Here is a 24212-nt window from a genome sequence, read left to right as displayed (position 1 = left end):
CCCCGAGGGCCATAGAATGCGCCGATGCGCGATGATCTCTCCCTTCTGCTGAACTCCCTCAACGATGCCCAACGCCAGGCCGTAGCCGCCCCCGTTGGCCGTCAGTTGGTCCTGGCCGGTGCTGGCTCCGGTAAAACCCGAGTGCTGGTGCACCGTATCGCCTGGTTGATCCAGGTCGAAAACGCGTCCCCGCACTCCATCCTGTCGGTGACGTTCACCAACAAGGCCGCTGCCGAGATGCGCCATCGCATCGAGCAGTTGATGGGCATCAGCCCGGCCGGCATGTGGGTGGGCACCTTCCACGGCCTGGCGCACCGCCTGTTGCGAGCGCACTGGCAGGAAGCGGGCCTCGCCCAGACCTTCCAGATTCTCGACAGCGACGACCAGCAACGCTTGGTCAAGCGGGTGATCCGCGAGCTGGGCCTCGACGAACAACGTTGGCCGGCACGCCAGGCCCAATGGTTCATCAACGGCCAGAAAGACGAAGGCCTGCGCCCACAGCATATCCAGGCCAGCGGTGATCTGTTCCTGGCCACCATGCGCAGCATTTATGAAGCCTACGAGGCCGCCTGCGTTCGCGCCGGTGTGATCGACTTCTCGGAGCTGCTGCTGCGCGCCCTCGACCTTTGGCGTGACAACCCAGGTTTGCTGGCCCATTACCAGAAACGCTTCCGGCACATCCTGGTGGACGAGTTCCAAGACACCAACGCCGTGCAGTACGCCTGGTTGCGCCTGCTGGCCAAAGGCGGCGACAGCTTGATGGTCGTGGGCGACGACGACCAGTCGATCTACGGCTGGCGTGGCGCGAAAATCGAGAACATCTACCAGTATTCCGAAGACTTCCCGGACGCGGTCACCATCCGCCTGGAGCAGAACTATCGCTCCACTGCTGGCATCCTCAAGGCCGCCAACGCCTTGATCGCCAACAACACCGGGCGCCTGGGCAAAGAGCTGTGGACCGACGGCGGTGAAGGCGAAGCGATCAACCTGTACGCCGCGTTCAACGAGCACGATGAAGCGCGCTACGTGGTGGAAACCATCGAAAGCGCCCTGAAAACCGGCCTGGCACGCAGCGACATCGCGATTCTGTACCGCTCCAACGCCCAATCACGAGTGCTGGAAGAAGCCCTGCTGCGCGAGCGCATCCCGTACCGCATCTACGGCGGCCAGCGCTTTTTCGAGCGTGCGGAAATCAAGAACGCCATGGCCTACCTGCGCTTGCTGGAAGGCCGTGGCAATGATGCGGCGCTGGAGCGGGTGATCAACATCCCGGCCCGCGGCATCGGCGAAAAAACTGTCGAAGCCATCCGCGACCATGCGCGTCATGCCGATGTGTCGATGTGGGAAGCCATGCGCTTGCTCATCGCCAATAAAGGCCTGACCGGTCGTGCGGCCGGCGCCCTGGGCGTGTTTGTCGAGCTGATCGAGAATCTGGCTGCCAAATGCGCGGAAATGCCCCTGCACTTGATGACCCAGACGGTGATCGAGCAGTCTGGGTTGATCGCTTATCACGAAGCGGAAAAAGGCGAGAAAGGCCAGGCCCGGGTAGAAAACCTTGAGGAATTGGTCAGCGCCGCCCGTGCATTCGAAAACACCGAGGAAGACGAAGAGCTGACCCCGCTCGCCGCGTTCCTTGGCCATGCATCGCTGGAAGCCGGTGATACCCAGGCCGACGAGCATGAAGACAGTATCCAGCTGATGACCTTGCACAGCGCCAAGGGCCTGGAGTTTCCGTATGTCTTCCTGGTAGGCATGGAAGAAGGCCTGTTCCCCCACAAGATGAGCCTGGAAGAACCCGGCCGCCTTGAGGAGGAGCGCCGCCTGGCCTACGTGGGCATTACACGGGCGATGCAGAACCTGGTGATGACCTACGCCGAGACCCGACGCCTGTACGGCAGCGAGACCTACAACAAGGTGTCGCGCTTCGTACGTGAAGTGCCGAAGGGGCTGATCCAGGAAGTGCGCTTGTCCAACAGCGTCAGCCGCCCGTTCGGCGGTGGCCAGCAGCAGAGCGCCAGCAGCCTGTTTGCCGGCTCGGAGATTCCGGAAACCCAGTTCAGCCTTGGTCAGCAGGTCAAACATGCGATCTTTGGCGAAGGGGTGATCCTCAACTTCGAAGGCGCCGGTGCCCAGGCACGGGTGCAGGTGAACTTCGCCGAAGGCAGCAAGTGGCTGATGATGGGCTACGCCAAGCTCGAAGCCGTCTGAAACATTTCCCAACATGAAGCTTTTCGGCCCGCCCTTGTTTTTAACGAGCGCGGGCCAATATCTGTAATAAGTCCTACAGACCATTCTGAATCGGTCTTACGCAAAAGCCCGAAACATTATGCCGCTAGCCACTGCCACTACACCTGTGCAACATGGCGCGCGTGCAATCCACAAATGGGAATTCCCTTTATGAAACGTTTTCTTAGCATCGCCATGGCGTTGTGCATCGGCCTGACGATGAGCATCGACGCCAACGCCAAACGCTTTGGTGGCGGCAAAAGTTCGGGTGCAGCACCGACTCACCAGACCAGCCAAATGGCTCCCTCCGCCGGCGGTATGGGCGGTGCAGCCGCAACCGCAGGCGCAGCCGGTGCTGCTGGCGCCGCAGCCAAGGCCGGCGGTGCTTCGCGCTGGTTGGGCCCTCTGGCCGGTATCGCGGCCGGCGGCCTGCTCGCTTCCATGTTCATGGGCGGCGGCTTCCAGGGCATGCAGATCTTCGACATCCTGATCATGGCGGTCATCGCCTTTGTGATCTTCCGCTTTATCGCCGCCCGTCGCCGCAAGCAGCAGGAGCACCTGGCTCCAGCCGGCGCGCCGATGCAGCGTGAAGTGTTCGAGCAAAAGCCAGCCATGGGTTCGATCTTCGGTGGTGGTTCGCCTGCCGCTGCAGCCCGCCCGGTGATCAACGCACCGGCGTGGTTCAACGAAGAGCGTTTCGTCGAAGCGGCCCGCAGCCACTTCCAGTCCCTGCAGCAGCACTGGGACGCGAACGAAATGGACAAGATCGCCGAGTTCGTGACCCCGCAACTGCTGGAGTTCCTCAAGCGCGAACGCGCTGAACTGGGTGACGCATTCCAGTCGACCTACATCGACGACCTGCGCGTACAGTTGGAAGGTGTGGATGATCGCGCCGACAAGACCATCGCCACCCTGACCTTCAGCGGTGTGTCGAAGACTTCGCGCTTCGACCAGGGCGAAGTGTTCAGCGAAAGCTGGAACATGGAGCGTCCGCAAGGCGAGAACCAGCCTTGGCTGGTCGCCGGTATCCGCCAGAACAGCTGATACCCGCACGTTTGAGCCACTGGTAATAAAAACCCCGGACATGTTCCGGGGTTTTCTATTTCACGGTTGCACTTATAGCGAGCTACTGTATAAAACGCCCCTATAAACCGCGCCATCTAGCAAGAGGATCCCGGCCGTGGAAGAAATCATCGAACAATTGCGTGAAGCCAACGAACCGGTCCCGGTTCCTCTGGAACTGCCTGACGAAGACCTGCTGGTGGAAATCGAGGAACAGCTGTTCATCGACATCCCGTTTGTCTTCCGTGAATTCCTGCTGACCGTCAGCGACGTGGTCTACGGCAGCCTGGAGCCAGTGACCGTCACTGACCCGCAATCCCACACCTACCTGCCGGACGTTGCCGCCAACGCCTGGGACGCCGGTGTCGACCGCAGCCTGATCCCGATCTGCCAGGACGGCGACGATTACTACTGCGTTGAAGAAGACGGCACCGTGGTGCTGTGGTCTGGCGAAGAAGAAATCGTCACCGAGGAAACCTGGGAATCAGTGTGGCACTGGGCGCGGGACGTCTGGCTGGAAAGCTAATAGCCGGTGAGCACGCTTGTGTAGTGAGCGGGCTCGCCCGCGCTGGGTTGCGAAGCAGCCCCAATCCAGGCAGCAACACACCTTAGTGCTCCGCCGTATCCTTATGGTTATCAAGCGTCTCCAGCAAGGCGACCTGCATCCGCGTATGCACGCGGATGAACCAGCGCCAGAGCACGGCCGCCACCGCTGCCGTGACCACCGCAATCAGTACCAGCAACTTGTTGGTCGGCAGAATACTGGCCGACAAGGCTGCCAATAGCAGGAAGATCACCAGCAGCGACAGGATCGGGATCAACTCCGCGATCACCCGTCGTACCCGCTGGGTATGCCGCCCGGCCATCTCCGGCTTCACGCTCATCTCAGCCAGCAGCATCGACAACGCCTTGAGCTTGCGATACGCCGCAATCAGGAACGGCAGCGACAGCAGCAACGCCCCACCCCAGATCAACGCCTTCTGCCAGCTTGGATCGCTGACCCAGCCCTCCAGGTAGCCACCAATGCGCGCCGCAAAAAAACTGCCGGTGAAGAAGATCGCCACCACCAACGCCAGGTTCACCCCCACTTGCAGGATGATCTTGCGGATCATCGACGCCAGCATCGCACCCTCACCCTGCGGCTGAATGCTGCGCAGCCATTCGCCATACATGCCGAATACGCGGCTCATACGCTTGGGCATCACCGCCGCAATCTTCAACGACAACGGGTCGGCGCCGCGAATCAGGTAAGGGGTCAACAATGTGGTGATCGCCGATACCGCCACCGCCACCGGGTAAAGGAAGTCGCTGGTCACCTGCAGGGTCATCCCCAGCGCCGCGATGATGAAGGAAAACTCACCAATCTGTGACAGCCCCATGCCTACGCGCAGTGAGGTACGGCCATCATTGCCGGCGATAAACGCGCCCAGGCCGCAGGACAACATCTTGCCCAACACCACCGCCACGGTGATCACCGCAATCGGCCAGGCGTATTGCAGCAGGATCTGTGGGTCGATCATCAGGCCAATGGCCACAAAGAAGATCGCGCTGAACATGTCGCGAACCGGCTCGATCAGGCGCTCGATCTTAATCAATTGGCGGGATTCGGCCATGATCGCGCCAATCAGGAACGCGCCCAGCACCATGCTGTATTCCAACTTGACCACCAGCAGGCAGAAGCCGAAACACAGGCCGAGTACGGTAATCAGCAGCATCTCATTGCTTTCGAACTTGGCCACGTAGGCCAGCAGGCGCGGTACCAGCAAAATGCCGATCACCAGCGCAACGATCATAAACAGCGAAAGCTTGCCGACCGTGGAAAACACCTCGCCGGAGCTGACCGTGCCACTGACGGCGATGCTCGACAGCAAGGCGATAATGCCGATACCCAGGATGTCTTCCACGATCAACACGCCGAAAATCAGCTGCGCGAAGCGTTGGTTCTTCATCTTCAAGTCGTTGAGGGCCTTGACGATGATGGTGGTGGAGGAAATGGCCAGGATCGCGCCGAGGAACAGCGAGTCCATGGTGTTCCAGTCGAACCAGCGGCCGATCTCGTAGCCGATCCAGATCATCAGGATGATCTCCAGGAACGCCGCGATAAACGCCGTGGCGCCGACCTTGAACAGTTTGCGCAGGCTGAACTCCAGGCCCAGGCAGAACATCAGGAAGATCACCCCCAGCTCGGCGAGGGTCTTGATGGTGTCTTCGTCGTGGATCAGACCGAACGGCGGGGTGTGCGGGCCGATGATAAAGCCGGCGACAATGTAGCCCAGCACCACCGGCTGTTTGAGGCGGTGAAACAGGATGGTGACAACCCCTGCCACCAACATGATCACGGCCAAGTCCTGGATAAAGCTGATGGCGTGCATGGCGAGGGGCTCCTTGAGGGTACTGGCGCTTTTCCCACTTCCACGCGCACCTTTAAACGGTCGCAAAATGCGGAAGGAAAAGTCTGCCTAAATCGTAAGAAATGCCCTGAGATGGGCTTTTGCAGGTTAACACCGCGACTTCCAGCAGAAAGCCGGTGCAATATATGGAAACAGATCGGCGCAGGCGTGACGGCAAGCCGCCTACCGGCGTCCCGTTAAGGAAGGCGCAACAAAGATTCCAGCACCCGCAGAGGTGCCCCCCAACCAATGCCTACAACCCGTGAGTGTGCTATGGAACCCGGAAACGCCCAGCTGTCGATGACGGTGCTGATGACCCCAGATATGGCCAACTTCTCTGGCAATGTCCACGGCGGCACCCTGCTCAAGTACCTCGACGAAGTGGCCTACGCCTGTGCGAGCCGTTATGCCGGTCGCTACGTAGTGACATTGTCTGTGGACCAGGTGATTTTTCGCGAGCCAATTCACGTGGGTGAGCTGGTGACCTTCCTCGCATCGGTCAACTACACCGGCAATACCTCGATGGAGGTGGGCATCAAGGTGGTGACCGAGAACATCCGCGAGCGTTCGGTACGTCATACCAATAGTTGCTTCTTCACCATGGTGGCCGTGGACGACCAGCGTAAACCCGCCGCCGTACCGCCGTTGCAGCCGCATAACAGTGAAGACAAGCGCCGCTTTGTACAGGCCCAGCAGCGTCGGCAAATTCGCCAGGAGCTGGAGAAGCGGTACCAGGAAATCAAAGGCTGAAGCGCCGTAAATCTAAATCTGTAAACCCAATCAAAATGTGGGAGCGGGCTTGCTCGCGAATACGGTGTGTCAGTCAACTCATTCGGGCCTGACACACCGTATTCGCGAGCAAGCCCGCTCCCACATTTTTGATTTGTGGAGTTAGAGTCCGATCGGAGTGGCTTCAAAGCGCACACGCGGATGCGCAATACGATCCTGAGCCCGCACCAACTCAAGCTCGTAACTGGCACACGCCTGAGTCTCCAGCAGCACTTCATGCACCGCCGCAGCGGTGAACTCGAAGGCCGCCACCAGGCTGTCGCCCAACAACACCCGCGCCAGGAATAGCCCGGATGTCAGGTCGCCCACCCCTACCGGCTGACGTGGGAACGCCAGCAACGGTCGGCGCAAATGCCAGCTGCCGTCAGCGGTCACCAGCAGCATCTCGAAACCATCCGGCAATTTGCCCGGGTAATCCAAATGTTTGACCAACACGGCCTTCGGCCCGCGAGCCAGCAACGCCTTGGCCATGGCCAGGCAGTCGAACAATGATTGCGGCTTGCGCCCGGCGAAACTGTCCAACTCCAGTTGGTTGGGGCACAGGAAGTCAGCCATCGCGGCGGCTTCATCCAGCAGGAAGTCACTGACTTCCTGAGGCACGATGCAGCCCTTTTCCGGGTGCCCCATCACCGGATCACACAGGTACAACGCCTTGGGGTTCATGGCTTTGATTCGCGCCACACCGGTGAGAATCGCTCGCCCTTGGTCGGCACTGCCCAGGTAACCGGACAGCACCGCGTCGCAGTTGCCCAGTTCGCCAATCGCAGCAATACCTTCCACCAGCGCCGGAATTTGCTGCGGCGCCAACACTTCTCCGGCCCACTGGCCATACTGAGTGTGGTTGGAAAACTGCACCGTGTTCAGCGGCCATACGTTCACCCCGACGCGTTGCATGGGAAATACGGCGGCGCTGTTCCCGGCGTGGCCAAAGACCACATGAGACTGGATCGCAAGCAGATGAGGTGTGCGTTTCATGCAGGGGATTTCCGTAAAACCAATGAAATTCTGGCCGCGCAGTATGCGACCAAACGCAGCCTGTACGACAGGCCGGCGACACAGTTAAGCTGCTCTCACTTTGTTGGAGTTTTTCGCATGCTGACCCTGGGAAACATCTTCGTGTTGATGCTGCTGGCCACCGGTGCTGCCTGGGTGTGGCACAACCACGGCCTGCGCGAGCGAGCACTGGAGCGGGTCAAGCAACATTGCGCCAAGCTCGACATCGAGCTGCTGGACGGCGCGGTGGCGCTCAAGCGCATCGGTTTTGTAAAGGATGCCAATGGTCGGCGGCGCCTGGCACGCATCTACAACTTTGAATTCACCGTGACCGGCGAAGCCCGCCACCCGGGGACTATCACCCAATTCGGTGCTCACAGCGCGCAGATCGAACTGGCGCCTTACCCGTTCGAGATCAAGGCCCCGCTGCCCAGCGCCGAAGTGATCGAGCTAAGCCAGTGGCGCCAGGACCACGCCAGCAAGACTCGTCACTGACGACAGGCTGCCAATGCAACCTGCAACGCGGCCACGTCCTGTGGTGCGCTGAAAATCAATTCGATACGAGAGTCACGGCGCCATTCGCTGGGTTGCCAGGCGAGCGGGCTGTTATCCACAGCGTTGGCCGAAACCCAGCCTTCGACGCTGTGGATAACCAGCTTGGCGCGGCGCCACTCAAGGCTTTTGAGCCAGTTATGCACGCGTGGGAGGTCAAATTGCTGGCTTGGGTGCCAACGCCAGCCAACACTCCAGCCGCCTTCTTGCGCCTGACTCAAACAAATGGGCAGCGTGGGATCGCTCCAGATCGCCGGCATTTGCGCGAGTCCCTTGGGCACGTCGAATTTATCCATAGCCGCCCCCGCGCGTGCACTCAACCCGGGCAACTGTTGCAGAGGCAATTGCGCCTGGCGGGTCCAGTAAAGCGGGCAGTCGGGTAATTGCTGCACGACAGCCTGGCGTTGTGCGCCCTCCAACGTTTCATCCTTGTTCAAGACCAACAGCCCGGCACTGGCCAGCGCATCCTGCTGGGCTGGGGGCAACCGTTTACCCGCCGCTAACGCCTGGGCATCCAGCACCATCACGCATGGCTGTACGGCCAGCACCTGCTGCCACGGAGATTCTCGCAACTGTTTGAGCAACTGCGCCGGATGGCCGAGACCCGAAGGCTCGATAAACAGCCGATCCGGCTTGGCCTTACGCAGCAGGCGACCCAGGCCTACCTGGAATGGCGCCCCATTCACACAACACAGACAGCCACCGGCCACTTCACCCAAGGCAATGCCATCGTCATCCTGGGTCAGCAGCGCCGCGTCCAAGCCGATTTGCCCGAACTCGTTGATCAACACCGCCCAGCGCTCGTTGGCCGGACGTTGGGCGAGCAGGTGCTTGATCAGGCTGGTTTTGCCGGCGCCCAAGGGCCCGGCAATCACGTGGGTGGGAATATTCTGCAACATGGAGGCATTATTCAGACCGATTAGAACGCTTGATCCTACGCGGTTATGCGAGCCAATCCAGTGTCAGGATCAAGCGGCGTTCATCGGCCTTGAGCGCCGGCGAGCGGTGGATCAGGCCATGGCCTTCATTGCCGTGCCACTTGGTGCCCTTGAGCAAGGCGACTTCGCCGCAGTGGATCTGTTCGATACGTTCGCGGGGTTCAGCGTCCGACTGGCTCAGTTTGCGGCGGTCCATCACCCCTTCGCGCAACCACTGGCTGCCGATCCCGGCGTAGGTGGTGATCAGTCGCACCGGCACATGATCCACATGAAAACGCGGGCACATGGCCTTATCCAACAACCGCAGACGCACGCCGATGCGTTTGGCGCCAAGCAGGCAGGCAAATGCGCTGACCAGCCACGATACATCGGCGATAAACCCTTCATAGCCTTCGAGATCACGGCAACTGGACGCCAAACCCTGCAAGTTCGGCTCAGCGTCTTCAGTCTTGAGTTCAATGACCATCGAGTCCGCCAGCGGCTCGTTGAGCGCCACCAGCAGGGCGCCAAACTCGGCGATGTGCAGCGGCAACTGGCGCTGCCACACCGCTAGGTTTACGCCATCCTCAAGGATGTCGGACAGGGCCAGCGGGGTTTCACCAAACGTTTGGCGAATCACGGGGCGCAGGGGAATAACCGGGGCCAGCATCAGGCGGCTGCCTCCTCATACCAAGGGCCAAAGGGGTCGGCCAGCAGGCGCCAACCTTCGACGCCCAGGGCCATTTCTTCATCGTTGAGCAAGCAGGCATCCAGTTCGGCACGCATGCGGGTGAAGTCGATGTTTTGTCCGATAAACACCAGTTCCTGACGGCAATCACCGGTGCTCAGTTGCCAATTGCCCATGATGGCCGCGATGTTTTCTTCGTCCTGGGGCCACTGGCTTTTGGGCACAAACCGCCACCAGCGTCCGGCAAAACCATGACGCATGAGGCCACCGGCCTGGGACCAACTGCCTGCATCCTGATGTTTGCTGGCCAACCAGAAAAAGCCCTTGGAACGCAGCAGTTTGCCGTTGACCCAAGGCCGATCGATAAAGTCGAAGAAGCGCTGGGGATGGAATGGACGCCGTGCGCGATAAGCGGTGGAAGCGATGCCGTACTCCTCGGTTTCCGGCACATGTTCACCGCGCAATTCCTGCAGCCAGCCCGGTGCTTGGGCGGCGCGTTCGAAGTCGAAACGGCCGGTGTTGAGGATCTTGTGCAACGGCACTTCGCCCATGACCATCGGGATGATTTCAGCCTGTGCATTGAGGCGCTCAAGAATCGCCATCAGTTCTTCGCGTTCGCGGCTGCTGATCAAGTCGATCTTGCTGATCAGGATCACGTCGGCGAATTCGATCTGCTCGATGAGCAGGTCGGTGATCGAGCGTTCGTCTTCTTCTCCAAGGGTTTCGCCCCGAGAGGCCAGGCTTTCGGCAGCCTGGTAGTCGAGCAGGAAGTTCATGCCATCGACCACCGTGACCATGGTGTCCAAGCGGGCGATGTCGGCCAGGCTTTGTTCGTTTTCGTCGCGGAAGGTGAAGGTTTCGGCCACGGGCAAAGGCTCGGAAATGCCGGTGGATTCGATCAGCAGGTAATCGAAACGACCTTCCTTGGCGAGTTTTCCTACTTCAAGCAGCAGATCTTCACGCAAGGTGCAGCAGATGCAGCCGTTGCTCATCTCCACCAGTTTTTCTTCGGAGCGGTTAAGGGTGACGTCGCGCTGGACCTCGCTGCCATCGATGTTGATTTCGCTCATGTCATTGACGATCACCGCAACTCGCAGGTTTTCGCGGTTACGCAGGACATAGTTGAGCAGCGTGCTTTTACCGGCGCCGAGAAAACCGGACAACACAGTAACGGGGAGACGATTGGGCATCAGGTATTCCTCATCAGGGTTGGCCGGTCAAATCGCCCGTTTATGGCGTTCGCGCAGCTCTTGGCGTTCTTTGGCTTCGATACACAAGGTGGCGGTGGGGCGTAGCAGCAGGCGTTGCAGGCCAATGGGCTCGCCGGTTTCGCGGCACCAGCCATATTCACCGCGGGCCAGCAGTTCAAGGGCGTCGTCGATCTTGTCCAGCAGCTTTTTTTCCCGCTCCAGCAGGCGCAGTTGCCATTGGCGCTGTTCTTCGGCGCTGCCGACATCCGCCGGGTCGCTGTTGGTTTCCTGCTCGCGCAGCACCAGGAATTCGGCTTCGATACGCGCTTGCAGCTCGTGGCGCTGAGTCAGCAGCAGTTCGCGGAAGAAGCCTTGCTGGGCTTCATTCATGTAGTCGGCGGGCGGTTGGGCCAGCAGGTCTTGTTCGGTCATGGGGAGCGGTTCACGGGTCAGGCTGTGCTTTTATGTTATAGTATAACAATGCAAATAAGCCAATCCCCCCTTGATCCTCACGACGAAGGGCGCAATGCTTGAGCGCCTTCCCGCCCAGAGAACCCCTATGAAATACCTGGTGTGCGCCCTGTTATTAACAGCGGCAGTACCGGCTTGCGCCCAAGTACCGAGCTTGCTGGCCAACTGCACGCGCAGCGCCAACCTGCTGGCGTGCGTAGACCCACTGGGCAATGCCTACAGCGTGGCGACGCAAGGCAGCACTACGTATTTGCGCGGCTTCGAGGTGATCGGCAAACGCTATTGGGCACAGACCAACAGCCGCTATGGGCAGCTGACGTTCTTTACCGGGTTGGCGTCGGATGGTGAGGCGTGGGTGGGCTACACGCGGCGTGTGGGCTGGACCACGATCAACCGGTTTTCCAGTTCCGGTGGGGCCAGCGCCAAATTCACGTGCAGCCGTATTACCGGCTGTTAGACCTGGCTATTCTTCTGTTCCTGCACCCACGCCATGTAGCTGTTCATGGGTGGGTTCTTCTGGAAGTATTTTTTCAGACCTTCGAACAAGCCATCTGCGACGGCCTGTTGATGGCGCGCCGTCACCAGCCGCTGGGCGTCGCGGGTGTTGGAGATAAACCCGGTCTCCACCAGGATCGACGGCACATCCGGTGACTTGAGCACCGCGAACCCGGCCTGTTCCACACGCTTCTGATGCAGGGTGGTAATGCCCTCCAGACTGCCCAGGATCGAGCTGCCCAGTTGCAGGCTGGAGGCGATGGTGGCGTTCATCGACATGTCGAGAATCACCCCGGCCAGCATCGGATCCTTGTCCTTGAGATTAAGCAGCGTGGTGGCCCCCAGCAGGTCGGCACCGTTTTCACGCTGTGCCATGAAGCGTGCGGTGGCGGAGGTCGCGCCACCTTCAGACAGCGCATACACCGACGCCCCCGAAGCGGTGAGCCGTGGCGCAGCATCCGCATGCACCGAGATGAACATATCGGCCTTGTGTTGACGGGCGATGTCCACGCGCTTGCGCAGCGGCACGAAGAAGTCGTCATTGCGCACCAACTTCACGTCAAAGCCCTTCTCGCGCTTCAAACGCTTGGCCAACAGCTGCGCAATAGACAGCACCACGTCTTTTTCGCGCTGGCCCTTTGAGCCAATGGCGCCTGGGTCTTTGCCGCCGTGGCCGGGGTCGACCACCACGATGATGTCGCGCTTGGGATGCGCCTTATCTACCAATGACTTGGGTTCAGCCGCAATCTGGCGAGGCGCCTGGGTGGCACTGGTCAGATCAAGCACCAGACGATGGCCCTGGCCATCCTGGGGCGGCAATAGAAAGCTGTTGAGCTGCATCGGCGCGGCCAGGTCCAGCACGATGCGCGTGTCGCCCTTGCCGAAATGCCCCGAGCGGATCGAGGTGATGCCGCTGTTCTTCAACACTAACTGAGAGAAATCACCGCTGAGGCCGGCGCCGCTCAGGTCGATGATCAGGCGCTCCGGTGCGGTGAGGGAAAAGGTCTTGTATTGCACCGGACCGCTGAGGTCGAACACCAGGCGCAGCTTGTCGTCCGAGCGCCACAGGCGCGCATTGCTGATCTGCGTGGCATTCACCGCAAAAGGCAATGTGAATAGCGGGCTGGCCAGAAGCAGGTTAAGGAGCTGACGTCTGTGCATGACAAATACCGCAAATAAAGGAGCGTCCCTGCTCGACATGACTGAAAAAAGGCGGGTGCAGAAAAACCATCGTAGAGACAATAGTTATACTATAACATGTCTTTTTATTTCCAATGATGGACCTGCTCATGAATGCGCTGACTCTGCCGGATATCGCCGCGCAGGCTTCACGCCAAGCCTTGCCACTCGACTGGGTAGGCATGTGCGGCATCGCCCTGCCGATTCACATTGACGGTCAGCGTCTGACCGCCACTGCCGACGCCGGTGTGAGCCTGGACGATGGCACCGCCCGTGGCATTCATATGTCGCGCCTGTACCTCGCGCTGGAGATGCTCGACCAGCAGTCTCTTACGCCTGCACTTCTGCGTAATGTACTGCAGCGTTTCATCGACACACATGAAGGTTTATCTAAGAACGCCTACCTAAGTATCCACACGCATCTGCTCCTCAAACGCCCCGCACTGGTCAGCCCATTAAGCGGCTGGAAAAGCTACCCGGTGAGCATCGAGGCGCGCCTGGAAAATCAGATGTTCCACGTGGAACTAAAAATTGACGTTACTTATTCCTCAACCTGCCCATGCTCCGCTGCCCTCGCCAGGCAGTTGATTCAGCAGCAATTTCTCGAAGATTTTGGCAACACGCCGCTGCAACATGCAGACGTGCTGACTTGGCTCGGCAGTGCCAATGGCATCGTCGCCACGCCCCACAGCCAGCGCAGCAGCGCGCAGTTGCACGTGCATCTGCAAGGCGAGCACCTGGCGCTGACAGACTTGATCAACGACGCGGAAGCCGCCCTCGGCACTGCCGTACAAACCGCTGTGAAACGCGCGGACGAACAAGCCTTCGCCCTGGCCAACGGGCAGAACCTGATGTTCTGCGAAGACGCCGCCCGCCGCCTGAACCTCGCCTTGAAACGCTCGGATGCCGTCAAAGCCTTCCACCTGAAAGTGATCCACGCCGAAAGCCTGCACGCGCACGATGCCGTGGCTGAAAGCCGCTGGACGAGACACTCTGCATGATCACCTGCACCGCTCTGCGCTGGGGCGCTCCCGGCCAACCGCTAACGCCTGCCATCGACCTCACCCTGGAAAAAGGCAGCCTCACCGGCATCATCGGCGCCAACGGCACCGGCAAAAGCAGCCTACTCAAGGTTATCGCCGGCCTGCAAAAGCCGCTGGCGGGGAAAGTCACCGTGGATGTTCCACGCCGTGGTGGCCTGTCGTTCCTGCCCCAACAACAGCACCTCGACCGCCAGTTTCCCATCAGTTTGCAAGAGTTGGTGGCCGCCGGGTTCTGGGGCAGCCAACTCAACCCGCAACAGCGCAGTCAACGCCTTGAAGCCGTGATGGAGGACTGGTGCCTCAGCGGCCTGGAGCATCGCCCGTTGATGGCCTTATCCGGTGGTGAACTGCAACGTGCCCTACTCGCCCGCATGAGCCTGGCCGAAGCGCCGGTGTTGCTGCTGGACGAGCCCCACGCCGCCCTCGATGAAGAAGGCCAGGCGCTGTGCTGGAAACACATCCATGCCTGGCACGAGCAGGGCCGAACCTTGATTGTGGTCTGCCATGACCTGGCCTCCGTACGCCATCACACCCAGCAAGTGGTACAGATCAAAAGCACGGGCTGCGTGTTCGGCGACAGCAAAGCGCTGATCCGACCGCAACCGCACATGCAGGTGGCCTGATGCACTTCGCCGCCCACCTGTGGATGCCGTTTCTCGACTTCGTCTTCATGCGCCGCGCGCTCATCGGCGGCCTGGTGCTGGCCTGCAGCACCGCGCCGCTCGGCGTATTCCTGATCCTGCGGCGCATGAGCCTGATTGGCGACGCAGTCGCCCACGGCATCCTGCCCGGCGCCGCGCTGGGCTTCTGGTTCGCCGGGCTCAGCCTGCCCGCGTTGACCATCGGCGGACTCGGCGCCGGCCTGGGCATGGCCGGCTTGTCCGCGTGGATCACCCGCCGCACCGGCCTGCGCGAAGACGCCAGCCTAGCCGCCATCTACCCCATCTCCCTCGCAGCCGGTGTGCTGATCCTCGGCATCGCTGGCAAACGCCTGGACCTGCTGCACCTGCTGTTCGGCTCCGCGCTGGCGGTGGATGAAACCACCCTCACCGGCATGCTTTGGGTCAGCGGGTTCAGCCTGATTGCCATGGCGGTGATCTACAAACCGCTGCTGCTAGACACCCTCGACCCGCTGTTCCTGCAAACCGTCAGCCGTCTTGGCCCGTTGGCTCACGGGTTGTTCCTGACCCTGGTGGTGCTGAACCTGGTGATCGGTTTCCAGGCCATCGGCGCACTGATGGTGGTGGGTTTGATGATGTTGCCGGCCATTGCTTCACGTTTCTGGAGCCGGCGCCTGCCGGTGTTGATCGCGGTATCGGCGGTGCTGGGATGCCTGTCGGTGTGGTTGGGTTTGTTGCTGTCGTTCTACTACTCGTTGCCAAGCGGCCCGGCCATCGTGCTGGTGGCTGGCGCCGGGTACTTGCTGTCCGTGGTCTTCGGTCCGGTGCACGGCTTGCTGCGCCGCCCGCCCTTGCTGTCATCCCAATGAGGTGTTTCCCGATGCGCGCTTTACTCGTGCTGTTCAGCCTTCTGCTACCGCTGTCGATGGCCCAGGCCGCCGACAAACTCCAAGTGGTCACCAGCTTCAGTATTCTCGATGACATCACCCACCAGATCGGTGGTGATCACATCCAGATCAGCAACATGGTCGGCCCCGACGCCGACGCCCACACCTACGAGCCCACCCCGGACGATGCCAAGGCACTGCTCAAGGCCAAGGTCATCATCAAGAACGGCCTCGGTTTCGAGCCGTGGCTGGACCGCTTGGTGACCAGCACCGAGACCAAGGCCACTGTCGTCACTGCCAGCAAAGGCGTGGTTTCCCACACCATGGATGAGGACGGCGAAACCATCCCCGACCCCCACGCATGGCACAACCTGGCCAACGCCGAAATCTACGTCAACAACATCACCAAGGCCCTGGTCGCCGCCGACCCGGCGAACAAGGCCGATTACCTGCGCAACAGCCAGGCCTACCTGAAAGAAATCTACCGCCTGTTGGCCGAAGCCAAAACCAAGTTCGGCGCGCTGCCACCGGGTAACCGCCGTATCGTGACCTCCCATGATGCCTTTGGTTACCTCGGCCAGGCGTATGGCATCGAGTTCCTCGCGCCGCAGGGCCTGTCCACTGAACGCGAACCGTCTGCCGCCGAAGTCGCTGCGCTGATCACCCAGATCCGCAAAGACAAAGTCAAGGCGGTGTTCATGGAAAACATCAAGGATTCGCGCCTCCTCAAGCAAATCGCGGACGAAAGCGGCGCACAGATCGGCGGCACGCTGTACTCCGATGCCCTCGCGGCAGAAGGCCCGGCCAGCACCTTCACCGGGCTGTTCGAATACAACCTCAACACCCTGTGCGCCGCCCTGAGCAAGCCATGACCCTGAGCATGCTCGACCTGGAAGGGGCTGCCATTGGCAGCCGCTTTCCACTCGAACACGTATTGAACGCCCTGCCGTGGAACAACGATGGCCTGATTGCCGCCATCGCCCAGCAACACGGCAGCGGTGAAGTCTTGATGCTGGCCTGGATGAACCGCCAGGCCCTCAACGAAACCCTGGCCACCGGGCACGTCTGCTATTGGTCGCGCTCGCGGCAACGGTTGTGGCGCAAGGGCGAAAGCTCCGGCCATTGGCAGCAGTTGGTGGAGGCCCGCCTGGACTGCGACGGCGACGCGGTGTTGCTGATCGTCGACCAGCAAGGCCCGGCTTGCCATACCGGCCGGCCCACCTGTTTCTACAACGCCATCGACGGCGACCATGTCCACATTATTACGGAGCCCGCTGCATGATCCGCAAGAACCCTTCCGGCGACCTGCCAGTGATTGCCGAGTCTGCCTACGTCGACAAGACCGCCATCATCTGCGGCAAGGTCATCATTGGCGAGAATGTGTTCGTCGGCCCCTACGCCGTCATCCGCGCCGACGAAGTCGACGCCAGCGGCGCCATGGACCCGATCACCATCGGCGCCAATTCCAATATCCAGGATGGCGTGGTCATCCATTCCAAGTCTGGCGCAGCAGTAACGATTGGTGAGTTCAGCTCCATCGCGCATCGCTCCATCGTCCATGGCCCCTGCACCGTTGGCGACCGCGTGTTCATCGGTTTCAACAGCGTGCTGTTCAACTGTGCAGTAGGCGATGGCTGCGTGGTACGCCACAACTCAGTGGTCGATGGCCGCGACTTGCCCGACGCCTTTTACGTCCCTTCCACCACCCGCATCGGGCCCACTACCGACCTGTCGCAATTCCCGCCGGTGAGCGTCAGCGCCTCGGAGTTTTCCGAGGACGTGGCGCGCACCAACGTCGACCTGGTACGCGGCTATAAAGCCCTGCAAAACGAGTTCTGAACCATGAGCCGCCTGCTGATCCGCAATGCCCGCCTAGTGAACGAAGGCCAGGAATTCGACGCCGATGTGCTGGTCGCCAACGGCCGCATCGAGAAGATCGCCAGCAGCATCCAAGACTGCAACGCACCCGTGGCCATCGACGCCCAAGGCCAATGGCTGCTGCCCGGTATGATCGATGACCAAGTGCATTTTCGTGAACCCGGCGCGCCGGACAAAGGCAGTTTCTACAGCGAATCCCGCGCAGCCGTGGCCGGTGGCATCACCAGCTTCATGGACATGCCCAATACCAACCCAGCCACGCTGGATCTGGAAGCCTTGGCCGATAAAAAGCGGCGCGCTGCCCTGCACTCGGTGGCCAACTACGGCTTTCACTTTGGCGTCAGCAACGACAACCTCGACACCGTCGCCGCCCTCGACCCCTGCGAAGTGGCCGGGGTCAAAGTGTTCATGGGCGCGTCCACCGGCAATATGCTGGTGGACGACCCGCGCATCCTGGAGCGGCTATTTGCCGAAGTGCCGACTATCCTGCTGGCTCACTGCGAACACACGCCAAGCATAGTGGCCAACGAGCAGCGCTTGCGCGAGCGCTTCGGCGATCACATCCCCGCCGTCGCCCACCCGCTGATCAGGGATGCCGAGGCGTGCTATCGCTCATCGTCTTTTGCGGTGGAATTGGCCAAACGCCACGGCACGCGCCTGCATGTGCTGCACCTGACCAGCAAGCGCGAACTGGAGTTGTTCGAAGACAAACCGCTAGCGGACAAACGCATCACTGCCGAGGTTTGCCTGCACCACCTGTTGTTCGATGACCGCGACTATCACCGTCTCGGCCACCAGATCAAATGCAACCCGGCAATCAAGACCCGCGCCGACCGCGACGCGCTGCGCCAAGCCTTGTTGAGTGATCGTCTGGATGTGATTGGCAGTGACCATGCGCCACATACCTGGGCGCAAAAACAGCTGGGGTATCGAGAGGCGCCGTCGGGTTTGCCCCTGGTACAGCACGCGCTGCCGGCGTTAATGGAGTTGGTGGCTGATGGGCACTTGCCGCTGACGACGCTGGTGGCGAAAACCAGCCATCGCGTGGCCGACCTGTTCGCGATTCCTGATCGCGGCTACCTGCGTGAAGGCTATTGGGCAGATCTGGTATTGATCCAACCCGAGCCTGAAGGCAAACCCGTCAGCAGCCAACCGATCCTCGGCCGCTGTGGCTGGACACCCTTCGCCGAGCGTAGCTTTCGCCACAGCGTCAGCACCACGTTAGTGTCCGGCCACCTGGCCTGGTACAACGGCCGGGTGGTCGACAGCTGCCAGGGACTGCCCCTGCATTTCTTGCGTTAAGCGCGGGGTTTGACGGTACCGCAATCGTTGCCCAGCCATTGGGCGTGGGTGTCCAGGCTGCCCTTCTGCTGGACGCCAGTGGCATTGAAGGTGCCATTGACGGTGGTGGTGAATTCCTTCTGGCTTTGGAAAGTGGCCACACCCGTGCCTTGGGCTTTCGGGCAGCTGAAACGGAATTTCCACTGGTTGCCGGTCTTGTCGGTTACTTCCTGCTTGCAGCCCGATTGCGGGTCGGTCAGCGGGATCGAATCGGACGCGACCTGGGCAGGCGTGAGGCATACCTGCACGCCCTTACCGGCCATGGTGATGCCTTGTTTTTCCAGCATGGCGCGCTGTTCAGGCGTCATCTGTTGCTTGAGCTGACCGAGGATCAGCGACAAGTCCGGCAGGTCCTGGTTATCCACTTTCATGTTGCTGGTGGTCAATTCCCACAAGCCCGGCGCCAGCATCTGCGCCTGTGCTGCCACCGGCAGCGCCAAACCAGTCACCAAGGCTAAACAGAGCAAACGAGCATTCATCGGGTAACTCCTGGGTAATGTTGGGCGTTAGACGCCGCAAAGCCGCCAGTGTTGCACGGCAAATAAAATAGCGACATTCGCAGCCGTTCATGGTCTGTTAGGCACTGGACTGTCAGGAGTCATGTCGTTCATGGATTTTTTTGGCCCGCACCTGCTCGCCTACTTCATTGCCACGCTGCATTTTCTGGGGACCCTCGCCGCGATCCACGCGGTGCTGACCGTCAGGACCGCCCAAGGCTCCATCGCCTGGGCCTTGTCCTTGATGTTCATCCCCTACCTGACGCTGATTCCTTACCTGATCTTCGGCCGTAGCACCTTCGACGCCTACATCCAGGCGCGTCGCCAAGCCAACCAGGAAATGCACACCGCAATCACCGAGCTGAACTGGCGCCCCTGGGTCGAGGAAGCCCTGGCCGCGCGCAACTCCAGTGCCTACGCCTCCCTGAGGGCCATGCCCAAGCTGGGGCGCATGCCGTGCCTGGCCAACAACGAAGTGCGCTTGTTGATCAATGGCGATGCCACATTCAGCGCGATCTTCGAGGCGATTCGCAGCGCCAAGACCGCGATACTGTTTCAGTTCTTCATCATTCATGACGACGAACTCGGCCAACAACTGCACACCCTATTGAAGGAAAAGGCCGCCGAAGGCGTCGCCATTTACGTGCTGTACGACCGCATTGGCAGCCACGCCCTGCCCCATCGCTATGTGCAATCGCTGCGCGACGCGGGGGTACAGGTCAAGGCGTTCGCTACCCGCAGCGGCTGGCTCAATCGGTTCCAGGTCAACTTCCGCAACCACCGCAAGATCGTGGTAGTGGACGGTATGACCGGGTTTGTCGGCGGGCATAACGTGGGTGATGAATACCTGGGCAAAAAACCGCCGCTGGCGCCTTGGCGTGATACCCATGTGCAAGTCACCGGCCCGGTGGTGGCGTGTTTGCAAGAGTCGTTTGCCGAAGATTGGTTCTGGGCAGCACGTGAGCTACCGCCGCTGATCCTGCCGGATGCCTACCCCGAAGACGGCGTGCTCTGCCAACTGCTCGCCAGCGGCCCGGCTGATCCGTACGAAACCTGCTCGCTGTTTTTTGTCGAAGCCATCCATGCAGCAACCGAACGCGTATGGATCACCAGCCCGTATTTCATCCCCGACGAGGCGGTGTTCTCTGCCCTGCGCCTGGCGGTCTTGCGCGGCGTCGACGTGCGCCTGTTGCTGCCGTCGCGGCCCGACCACCGTATCGTCTACGCCGCTTCCAGTTTGTATGCGATCGAAGCCGTGCGCGCTGGGGTACGCGTATTCCGCTACAAACCCGGGTTCCTGCATCAGAAGGTGGTGTTGGTGGACAACGAGATCAGTGCGATCGGCAGTGCGAACATGGACAACCGCTCGTTCCGGCTGAATTTCGAAGTGATGTTGCTGACGGTGGATGAAGCGTTTGCCAGCGAGGTGGAGCAGATGCTGCTGGATGACTTTGCCCTGGCCCATGAAGTCAGCCAGGCAGAAAGCCGCGAGACGCGCCGCTTGCAACAACTGGGCATGCGCGTGGCGCGGTTGATTTCGCCGATTCTCTAACAGGCAACGTAAAACCATTGTGGGAGCGGGCTTGCTCGCGAATGCGGTGGATCAGTCACTTGTGATGTAACTGATCCACCGCATTCGCGAGCAAGCCCGCTCCCACCTTTGGATCTCTAATAATCAGAAGATCAGCGGTAGATATCTTCCCGTGTCCACGGCAGTTCATGGCTGCCATCGGTGTGCGGCTTCACTGCCAATATCTGGTGCAGGTTGATCCAGCCCCGTGCAAACGCATAAGCACATCCGGCCAAATACAGCCGCCAAATGCGCAACGCCTGCTCCGGCACCATCTTCGCCGCCGCTTCCAGGTTGTCCTCCAACCGCTCACTCCAGTGGTCCAACGTGCGCGCGTAATGCAGGCGCAGGCTTTCGACGTCGACCACTTCCAGCCCGACCTCACTGAGTTCTGCGGTCATCATCGCCAGGTGCGGCAGTTCACCGTTGGGGAACACGTAGCGCTCGATAAAATCCCCGGCACCGCGGCCCACGGGGCGACCGTCGGTGTGCTTGGCGGTAATCCCGTGGTTCATCACCAGGCCACCTTCACGCACCGCGCCGAACAGGGTCTTGCAATATTCCGCCAGGTTGGCGTGACCGACGTGCTCGAACATGCCCACGCTCACCACTTTGTCGAAACGGCCGTCTTGCGGCAGGTCGCGGTAATCGAGCAGTTGCAGGTCCACCTGATCGGCCAGGCCGTCGGCTTTCACCCGTTCCCGGGCCAACGCCAACTGCTCCTTGCTCAAGGTGATGCCAAACACCTTCACCCCGAACTCCCGCGCCGCAAAGCGCGCCAACCCGCCCCAGCCACAGCCGACATCAAGCAAATACTCCCCCGGCTGCAGCCGCAATTTGCGGCACAGGTGGCGGAATTTGTCTTGTTGGGCCTGATCGATGGATTCGCTGCCGGTTTCGAAATAACCGCAGGAATACGCCATGTCCTGGTCCAGCCACAGCTGGTAGAACTCGTTGGACAGGTCGTAATGGTAGGAAATGGCCGCTGCATCAGTGGCCTTGTCGTGGATCGAGCGCACCGGACGACTCCCCTCGTCGTCTTCGATCAAGGCGTGACTCAATTCGTCACATACCCGGATGACCTCGGCGATGGAGCCTTCCAGCTCCAGTTTGCCCTCGATGAAGGCTTCTCCCAGCGCATCTAGCGTGGGATGGGTCAGCTTGGACACGACCGTGGGGTCCTTCACCACGATGGTCACACTGGGCTCGGGGCCCAAGTTGAATTCATGGCCGTCCCAGAGTCGAAGACGCAGCGGTAGCTGAAGATTCTGTAAGGCCGGTGGAAGTTGCGCGAGCATGAGTAGTCCCCCCTTGTTTCAGACGTCTGGAGTGAGGGTAGACCATCAGAAGACAAAGTAGGAGGCTATCGATTTGATAGCGTTCGTCTATGGCGTCCGACGCTCCAGCAAACCGTCCTGGATCCACTGTTTCAGCCACGTAACGGCCTGAAGGGGGGCACCCTCTCCATAAGTGACTGCAAGCTCGGCGCACAGTTCTGAAAAATTCCAGCCGGTGGTTACCATGCCCGCTAACGCGCAGGCTTGCGCAGGATCCAGCGTGCGGTAATTGCACACCTGCTGATGGCGCCACACCAGGCAAATGTGTGCCAGCTCAAGCGCGTGGCTGCCGGGGAAGTCCGACTCACCCTTGCTGGCTCGCCAGATCGCTACCGTATTGAAGTGGCACAGCAGCTGCTGCACCGAAGGCGCCAGGGTGACCTGCAAACCCGGCCAGTCCTCGGGCGGCAACTGCGCCATATCGTTCAACCCCAACGGCTCGCCTTGAGGCGCGTCGAATGCCAGGGTGAACGCCCACTCCAACCGCGCCAGTTCAACCAACGGCGGGCTCTGTTCAGGCATCAAGCACTCAGTGATAAACGCCGGCAAGCGCTCACCGAGCCAACGCAGGCTGTAATGGGCGGACGGATAGCGGCGCACGTAAGCGTCTGTCAGTTGCGCGAACTCGTCATCACCCAACCAGTACCAGAGGGCGCCAAAGTCGTGTCGCAACACTTCCTGCAATCTTGAGAGATAAGCGTTGTGGTAAATCGCCAGGCCCGTCTGCACATCCAGCGTCGGCCCGCCCAGCAAGCTGGCGGCAAAACTGCTGTTGGCAGTACTGGCTTGCGATAACAAATGCTCCTCAAAGGCCAATTGCCAATCGGTCAGGCGCATAACGATCTCCGGGCCAAGGCGGTTGCGCCCAGTTCACGGGCTTTGCTCAACTCGGCGAGCAGTTCTTCGAACGGCGGGAAGTGATCATCACGCTCCAACAACGTCGAGACCGGCCCCAAGTGTTCCAGTGTTTGCTGGTACAACGCCCACACCGGATCGCACACCGGATGGTCATGGGTATCGACCACGTAGTCGCCGTAGTCCATATGCCCGGCCAGGTGCAGTTGGCGGATGCTTTCAGGCGGCAGATTACGAATGAATGTCCAGGCGTCGAAGCCATGGTTGCGCGAACTCACGTATACGTTGTTCACGTCCAGCAGCAGTTGGCACCCCGACAAGTGAGCCAGCGCGTTGAGAAATTCCCACTCGGTAAACTCGTCGGCCTTGGCACGTATGTAGCTGGAGACGTTCTCCAACACCAGAGGGCGCTGCAATACGTCCTGCACTTGGCGCACACGGGCGGCCACGTGGTACAGACTTTCTTCGGTGTAGGGCAGCGGCAGCAGGTCATGCAACTGGTGGGCGCTGCCACGGCTCCAGCACAGGTGATCGGACACCCACGCCGGCTGGATACGCTCGGCGAGCTGCTTGATCTGCTTCAGGTAATCGATATCGAGGGCATGCGGCCCGCCGATGGACAGGGACACGCCGTGCATCACCAGCGGATAACGCTCGGCAATTGCATCCAGGTAGTACAAGGCTTTACCGCCCTGGACCAGGTAATTCTCGGAGATCACTTCAAACCAATCCACGGCGGGCGACTGTTCGAGGATCTGCTGGTAGTACTCACTGCGTAAACCCAGGCCATAACCGAGGTTCGGGAGGGAAGTGGGCATAGGACACTCCTGGGAAAAGTGTCCGCAGCGGTGGGGGGCTGCCGCTGCGGGTGCACTCGGTGGCCGGTTATTCGCCGACTTTGCCGCCCTTGGCGTCGCACATCGATTTGGTCATCGACAGGAAGCCCTGGCCTTTGCAAGAACCTTGACCTTTGCACGCGTGGTCTTTGGTTTTGCAGTCGTTCTGGCCTTTGCAGGCGTTGACGCCATAGCAATGCACAGTGGCGTCTGCGGCTTGTGCCTGGGTGACCACACCAGCAAACATAGTGGCAGCAGCCATAGCGAGAGCGGCACCAGCAGCAGCGGATTTAATGTTCATCGTGTATTCCTCATGATCAGTAGTGGTGTCGGTCTGAACGGATTGTTCAGTCTCGACACAGCACTAGAGTGAGGCCCCCTATCCGCGTTACAGCT

26 protein-coding genes are annotated in these 24212 nt (G+C 60.4%); 14 read left to right on the top strand and 12 right to left on the bottom strand.

Annotated features, from left to right (window positions below; all coding sequences use genetic code 11):
* Nucleotides 1-24: 24 nt before the first annotated feature.
* The 3 genes from uvrD to HF257_RS16885 all read left to right on the top strand — a co-directional run bounded on the left by uvrD (nt 25) and on the right by HF257_RS16885 (nt 3814).
* The gene (gene uvrD, locus HF257_RS16895; protein WP_185709569.1) at nt 25-2208 is read left to right on the top strand and encodes a DNA helicase II; all 2184 of its coding nucleotides are present in this window, start codon (nt 25-27) and stop codon (nt 2206-2208) included.
* Nucleotides 2209-2397: 189 nt separating this feature from the next.
* Complete coding sequence (locus HF257_RS16890; protein WP_185709570.1) at nt 2398-3270, top strand: Tim44 domain-containing protein; 873 nt, start codon at nt 2398-2400, stop codon at nt 3268-3270.
* Between the two features lie 136 nt (nt 3271-3406).
* Nucleotides 3407-3814: an SMI1/KNR4 family protein gene (locus HF257_RS16885; RefSeq protein WP_010207624.1), complete on the top strand. Its 408-nt coding sequence runs from the start codon at nt 3407-3409 to the stop codon at nt 3812-3814.
* Between the two features lie 82 nt (nt 3815-3896).
* Here the strand turns inward: HF257_RS16885 and HF257_RS16880 are convergent, their stop codons facing one another.
* Nucleotides 3897-5660, bottom strand: a complete 1764-nt coding sequence (locus tag HF257_RS16880) for a cation:proton antiporter (RefSeq protein WP_185709571.1) — start codon at nt 5658-5660, stop codon at nt 3897-3899.
* Nucleotides 5661-5951: 291 nt separating this feature from the next.
* On the opposite strand from HF257_RS16880, the gene HF257_RS16875 reads away from it, so the two are divergent.
* Nucleotides 5952-6428, top strand: coding sequence for an acyl-CoA thioesterase (locus HF257_RS16875; protein ID WP_017739034.1), 477 nt, complete (start codon nt 5952-5954; stop codon nt 6426-6428).
* 141 nt (nt 6429-6569) lie between these two features.
* On the opposite strand, the gene pdxY is transcribed toward HF257_RS16875, so the two are convergent.
* Nucleotides 6570-7442 (bottom strand): pyridoxal kinase PdxY, encoded by an 873-nt coding sequence (pdxY, locus tag HF257_RS16870; protein ID WP_185709572.1) that lies wholly within the window; start codon nt 7440-7442, stop codon nt 6570-6572.
* Between the two features lie 117 nt (nt 7443-7559).
* On the opposite strand from pdxY, the gene HF257_RS16865 reads away from it, so the two are divergent.
* The gene (locus tag HF257_RS16865) at nt 7560-7955 is read left to right on the top strand and encodes a DUF3301 domain-containing protein (protein ID WP_185709573.1); all 396 of its coding nucleotides are present in this window, start codon (nt 7560-7562) and stop codon (nt 7953-7955) included.
* Here HF257_RS16865 and HF257_RS16860 read toward each other — a convergent pair.
* Genes HF257_RS16860 through dksA form a run of 4 tightly spaced genes read right to left on the bottom strand, consistent with a single transcriptional unit; the run spans nt 7949 to nt 11239 of the window.
* Nucleotides 7949-8911: a CobW family GTP-binding protein gene (locus tag HF257_RS16860; protein WP_185709574.1), complete on the bottom strand. Its 963-nt coding sequence runs from the start codon at nt 8909-8911 to the stop codon at nt 7949-7951. The genes HF257_RS16865 and HF257_RS16860 overlap by 7 nt on opposite strands.
* 43 nt (nt 8912-8954) lie before the next feature.
* Nucleotides 8955-9599: a DUF1826 domain-containing protein gene (locus HF257_RS16855; protein ID WP_185709575.1), complete on the bottom strand. Its 645-nt coding sequence runs from the start codon at nt 9597-9599 to the stop codon at nt 8955-8957.
* The gene (zigA, locus tag HF257_RS16850) at nt 9599-10807 is read right to left on the bottom strand and encodes a zinc metallochaperone GTPase ZigA (RefSeq protein ID WP_185709576.1); all 1209 of its coding nucleotides are present in this window, start codon (nt 10805-10807) and stop codon (nt 9599-9601) included. Before zigA ends, HF257_RS16855 begins: the two co-directional genes overlap by 1 nt.
* 27 nt (nt 10808-10834) lie before the next feature.
* Complete coding sequence (dksA, locus tag HF257_RS16845; RefSeq protein ID WP_185709577.1) at nt 10835-11239, bottom strand: RNA polymerase-binding protein DksA; 405 nt, start codon at nt 11237-11239, stop codon at nt 10835-10837.
* Between the two features lie 127 nt (nt 11240-11366).
* Here dksA and HF257_RS16840 point away from each other — a divergent pair, with 127 nt between their 5' ends.
* Nucleotides 11367-11735 (top strand): glutamine synthetase, encoded by a 369-nt coding sequence (locus HF257_RS16840; RefSeq protein WP_185709578.1) that lies wholly within the window; start codon nt 11367-11369, stop codon nt 11733-11735.
* On the opposite strand, the gene HF257_RS16835 is transcribed toward HF257_RS16840, so the two are convergent.
* Nucleotides 11732-12934, bottom strand: a complete 1203-nt coding sequence (locus HF257_RS16835; protein ID WP_185709579.1) for an N-acetylmuramoyl-L-alanine amidase — start codon at nt 12932-12934, stop codon at nt 11732-11734. The genes HF257_RS16840 and HF257_RS16835 overlap by 4 nt on opposite strands.
* A 128-nt stretch (nt 12935-13062) precedes the next feature.
* Between HF257_RS16835 and folE2 the strand changes: the two genes are divergently transcribed.
* The 7 genes from folE2 to HF257_RS16800 are packed head-to-tail and all read left to right on the top strand — an operon-like array spanning nt 13063 to nt 18682.
* Entirely contained in the window at nt 13063-13953 is an 891-nt protein-coding gene (folE2, locus tag HF257_RS16830; protein ID WP_185712100.1) for a GTP cyclohydrolase FolE2, read from the top strand.
* A complete protein-coding gene (locus tag HF257_RS16825; protein WP_185709581.1) occupies nt 13950-14618 on the top strand; it encodes a metal ABC transporter ATP-binding protein in 669 nt (222 codons plus the stop codon). Before folE2 ends, HF257_RS16825 begins: the two co-directional genes overlap by 4 nt.
* Nucleotides 14618-15484, top strand: a complete 867-nt coding sequence (locus HF257_RS16820) for a metal ABC transporter permease (protein WP_185709582.1) — start codon at nt 14618-14620, stop codon at nt 15482-15484. Before HF257_RS16825 ends, HF257_RS16820 begins: the two co-directional genes overlap by 1 nt.
* An 11-nt stretch (nt 15485-15495) precedes the next feature.
* The gene (locus HF257_RS16815; RefSeq protein ID WP_185709583.1) at nt 15496-16374 is read left to right on the top strand and encodes a metal ABC transporter substrate-binding protein; all 879 of its coding nucleotides are present in this window, start codon (nt 15496-15498) and stop codon (nt 16372-16374) included.
* Nucleotides 16371-16784, top strand: a complete 414-nt coding sequence (gene hisI, locus HF257_RS16810) for a phosphoribosyl-AMP cyclohydrolase (protein WP_185709584.1) — start codon at nt 16371-16373, stop codon at nt 16782-16784. The genes HF257_RS16815 and hisI overlap by 4 nt, the downstream gene beginning before the upstream one ends.
* Nucleotides 16781-17341: a gamma carbonic anhydrase family protein gene (locus tag HF257_RS16805; RefSeq protein ID WP_185709585.1), complete on the top strand. Its 561-nt coding sequence runs from the start codon at nt 16781-16783 to the stop codon at nt 17339-17341. Before hisI ends, HF257_RS16805 begins: the two co-directional genes overlap by 4 nt.
* Nucleotides 17342-17344: 3 nt before the next feature.
* Nucleotides 17345-18682, top strand: coding sequence for a dihydroorotase (locus HF257_RS16800; protein WP_185709586.1), 1338 nt, complete (start codon nt 17345-17347; stop codon nt 18680-18682).
* On the opposite strand, the gene HF257_RS16795 is transcribed toward HF257_RS16800, so the two are convergent.
* The gene (locus HF257_RS16795) at nt 18679-19200 is read right to left on the bottom strand and encodes a DUF3617 domain-containing protein (protein ID WP_185709587.1); all 522 of its coding nucleotides are present in this window, start codon (nt 19198-19200) and stop codon (nt 18679-18681) included. The genes HF257_RS16800 and HF257_RS16795 overlap by 4 nt on opposite strands.
* Nucleotides 19201-19330: 130 nt before the next feature.
* On the opposite strand from HF257_RS16795, the gene cls reads away from it, so the two are divergent.
* Complete coding sequence (cls, locus tag HF257_RS16790) at nt 19331-20770, top strand: cardiolipin synthase (protein ID WP_185709588.1); 1440 nt, start codon at nt 19331-19333, stop codon at nt 20768-20770.
* A gap of 131 nt (nt 20771-20901) precedes the next feature.
* Here the strand turns inward: cls and cfaB are convergent, their stop codons facing one another.
* From cfaB to bufA2, 4 genes are all read right to left on the bottom strand, one after another.
* Nucleotides 20902-22086 (bottom strand): C17 cyclopropane fatty acid synthase CfaB, encoded by a 1185-nt coding sequence (gene cfaB, locus HF257_RS16785; protein WP_185709589.1) that lies wholly within the window; start codon nt 22084-22086, stop codon nt 20902-20904.
* An 87-nt stretch (nt 22087-22173) separates the two neighbouring features.
* On the bottom strand, nt 22174-22962 hold the full coding sequence (locus tag HF257_RS16780; RefSeq protein WP_185709590.1) for an HvfC/BufC family peptide modification chaperone: 789 nt from the start codon (nt 22960-22962) through the stop codon (nt 22174-22176).
* Nucleotides 22953-23798, bottom strand: coding sequence for an MNIO family bufferin maturase (gene bufB, locus HF257_RS16775; protein WP_185709591.1), 846 nt, complete (start codon nt 23796-23798; stop codon nt 22953-22955). Before bufB ends, HF257_RS16780 begins: the two co-directional genes overlap by 10 nt.
* A 67-nt stretch (nt 23799-23865) precedes the next feature.
* A complete protein-coding gene (bufA2, locus tag HF257_RS16770) occupies nt 23866-24117 on the bottom strand; it encodes a BufA2 family periplasmic bufferin-type metallophore (protein WP_185709592.1) in 252 nt (83 codons plus the stop codon).
* Nucleotides 24118-24212 lie beyond the last annotated feature (95 nt).

This window comes from Pseudomonas cremoris (assembly GCF_014230465.1).
Note: the sequence above shows the minus strand (reverse complement) of the source record. Positions and strands in the feature narration are given on the sequence as shown.

Excerpts from the sequence above, each read along its gene's own strand:
- HF257_RS16825 (WP_185709581.1), top strand. The coding sequence starts at position 13,950 with ATGATCACCTGCACCGCTCTGCGCTGGGGCGCTCCCGGCCAACCGCTA.
- HF257_RS16890 (WP_185709570.1), top strand. The coding sequence starts at position 2,398 with ATGAAACGTTTTCTTAGCATCGCCATGGCGTTGTGCATCGGCCTGACG.
- folE2 (WP_185712100.1), top strand. The coding sequence starts at position 13,063 with ATGAATGCGCTGACTCTGCCGGATATCGCCGCGCAGGCTTCACGCCAA.
- uvrD (WP_185709569.1), top strand. The coding sequence starts at position 25 with ATGCGCGATGATCTCTCCCTTCTGCTGAACTCCCTCAACGATGCCCAA.
- pdxY (WP_185709572.1), bottom strand. The coding sequence starts at position 7,442 with ATGAAACGCACACCTCATCTGCTTGCGATCCAGTCTCATGTGGTCTTT.
- cfaB (WP_185709589.1), bottom strand. The coding sequence starts at position 22,086 with ATGCTCGCGCAACTTCCACCGGCCTTACAGAATCTTCAGCTACCGCTG.
- HF257_RS16780 (WP_185709590.1), bottom strand. The coding sequence starts at position 22,962 with ATGCGCCTGACCGATTGGCAATTGGCCTTTGAGGAGCATTTGTTATCG.
- zigA (WP_185709576.1), bottom strand. The coding sequence starts at position 10,807 with ATGCCCAATCGTCTCCCCGTTACTGTGTTGTCCGGTTTTCTCGGCGCC.
- HF257_RS16880 (WP_185709571.1), bottom strand. The coding sequence starts at position 5,660 with ATGCACGCCATCAGCTTTATCCAGGACTTGGCCGTGATCATGTTGGTG.
- hisI (WP_185709584.1), top strand. The coding sequence starts at position 16,371 with ATGACCCTGAGCATGCTCGACCTGGAAGGGGCTGCCATTGGCAGCCGC.
- HF257_RS16795 (WP_185709587.1), bottom strand. The coding sequence starts at position 19,200 with ATGAATGCTCGTTTGCTCTGTTTAGCCTTGGTGACTGGTTTGGCGCTG.
- HF257_RS16835 (WP_185709579.1), bottom strand. The coding sequence starts at position 12,934 with ATGCACAGACGTCAGCTCCTTAACCTGCTTCTGGCCAGCCCGCTATTC.
- dksA (WP_185709577.1), bottom strand. The coding sequence starts at position 11,239 with ATGACCGAACAAGACCTGCTGGCCCAACCGCCCGCCGACTACATGAAT.
- HF257_RS16820 (WP_185709582.1), top strand. The coding sequence starts at position 14,618 with ATGCACTTCGCCGCCCACCTGTGGATGCCGTTTCTCGACTTCGTCTTC.
- HF257_RS16860 (WP_185709574.1), bottom strand. The coding sequence starts at position 8,911 with ATGTTGCAGAATATTCCCACCCACGTGATTGCCGGGCCCTTGGGCGCC.
- HF257_RS16815 (WP_185709583.1), top strand. The coding sequence starts at position 15,496 with ATGCGCGCTTTACTCGTGCTGTTCAGCCTTCTGCTACCGCTGTCGATG.
- bufB (WP_185709591.1), bottom strand. The coding sequence starts at position 23,798 with ATGCCCACTTCCCTCCCGAACCTCGGTTATGGCCTGGGTTTACGCAGT.
- HF257_RS16840 (WP_185709578.1), top strand. The coding sequence starts at position 11,367 with ATGAAATACCTGGTGTGCGCCCTGTTATTAACAGCGGCAGTACCGGCT.
- HF257_RS16865 (WP_185709573.1), top strand. The coding sequence starts at position 7,560 with ATGCTGACCCTGGGAAACATCTTCGTGTTGATGCTGCTGGCCACCGGT.
- cls (WP_185709588.1), top strand. The coding sequence starts at position 19,331 with ATGGATTTTTTTGGCCCGCACCTGCTCGCCTACTTCATTGCCACGCTG.
- HF257_RS16875 (WP_017739034.1), top strand. The coding sequence starts at position 5,952 with ATGGAACCCGGAAACGCCCAGCTGTCGATGACGGTGCTGATGACCCCA.
- HF257_RS16855 (WP_185709575.1), bottom strand. The coding sequence starts at position 9,599 with ATGCTGGCCCCGGTTATTCCCCTGCGCCCCGTGATTCGCCAAACGTTT.
- HF257_RS16805 (WP_185709585.1), top strand. The coding sequence starts at position 16,781 with ATGATCCGCAAGAACCCTTCCGGCGACCTGCCAGTGATTGCCGAGTCT.
- bufA2 (WP_185709592.1), bottom strand. The coding sequence starts at position 24,117 with ATGAACATTAAATCCGCTGCTGCTGGTGCCGCTCTCGCTATGGCTGCT.
- HF257_RS16800 (WP_185709586.1), top strand. The coding sequence starts at position 17,345 with ATGAGCCGCCTGCTGATCCGCAATGCCCGCCTAGTGAACGAAGGCCAG.